The following is a 1,350-nucleotide window of genomic DNA, read 5'->3' as shown; positions in this document are numbered from 1 at the left end:
TTGATTTATCGGAATGGGTAAATGAGATTTTTGGACAATCTATGCTGTCAAAACGTCAGGCTGTCTTTTCGTCGGCGGACGGAGACATGAAAACTGCATAAAAATTTTCGGCTTTACCTCACCGATTTTCATCAGCCTAGTTATACCCTAGCAGCGGGATTAGAAAATCTCACCTTAACTGGGAATGGTAACTTAAATGGCACGGGGAACAGTGCGAATAACACAATTATCGGCAATAACGGCAATAATTACCTCCTAGGCGATGCAGGGAACGATACATTAGACGGCAAAGCAGGGGTAGATACCCTAGACGGAGGAGAAGGTAATGACACTTATACCATTGATAACGTCAACGATGTGATTATTGATAGTGCAGGAACAGATACGGTTTCCGCCTCCATTACTTATACCTTGGCCGATAACCTTGAAAATCTCACCTTAACAGGTAGTACAGCGATTAATGGCACGGGGAACAATGGCAATAATGTGATAACCGGAAATTCAGGTGCCAATCTTCTCTCTGGGTTGGATGGTAATGATAGCCTTAATGGGGGAAATGGAAATGATACCCTACTCGGCGGAAATGGCGATGATACACTGGTGGGAGGGACAGGAAATGACAGCTTGACGGGAGGAAGTGGCCGTGATTTCTTCCGCTATAACTCACGCACGGAAGGCATTGACACGATTGCCGACTTTAATGTGCTAGATGACACGATTTTGGTATCTCGGAGTGGATTTAGTGGCGGTTTAACGGTTGGTACTTTACTAAACACCCAGTTTACTACCGGAACATCAGCGACGACTTCTGCTCATCGTTTTATTTATAATGCCAGTAATGGTCAATTATGGTACGACATTGACGGTACAGGAACAACAGCAGCCAGCCAAATTGCGACACTTTCTCCAACTTTAGCTTTAACTGCCAGCAATTTTCTGGTTTTCTAAGCATCATTAAAGGGAGTAGGCAATCATCAGTTAACTGTTACAGGATTTCCAGCTTTAGAGATGGGCTGTCCCAAAATCTGCTCAGAGCGGCCAAAAGTTAGAAAAACGAGCGTTGAAACTTCAAGTTTTAAGGTTACACCAGCTAACGGAAGTTATCAAGCCGTGTTACAAACTTGTGTTTTTGTCGGTGCTTGTGACGACAATCAACCCTTAACTAATGCTAGTAATTTACAATCATTTCTCAGCTTATCGGGTAATCAGTTAAGCAATCTATTTGTTACTGAAGGCTCGGCTATTAAACAGACTATTACTGCTAATGCTGGCGATATTTTAAGCTTTTCTTGGAATTTTCTGACTGATGAAGATGCGGCTGATGTAGATTACAGAGATTTCGCTTTTTTT

Annotated in this window: 1 protein-coding gene and 1 pseudogene; both read left to right on the top strand. The window is 42.6% G+C overall.

Translation table 11 applies throughout. From position 1 onward, the window contains the following. The first annotated feature begins 93 nt into the window (after window positions 1–93). Window positions 94–948, top strand: coding sequence for a calcium-binding protein (locus O9324_RS21970; RefSeq protein ID WP_288141305.1), 855 nt, complete (start codon window positions 94–96; stop codon window positions 946–948). 162 nt (window positions 949–1,110) lie between these two features. Continuing rightward, window positions 1,111–1,350, top strand: a pseudogene (locus O9324_RS21965) (PEP-CTERM sorting domain-containing protein); the annotation flags it as partial.

The organism is Microcystis sp. LE19-84.1B, assembly GCF_027531875.1.
GTDB lineage: Bacteria > Cyanobacteriota > Cyanobacteriia > Cyanobacteriales > Microcystaceae > Microcystis > Microcystis panniformis.
The sequence above is the reverse complement of the archived record's forward strand: the minus strand, read 5'-3'. Positions and strand labels throughout refer to the sequence as shown.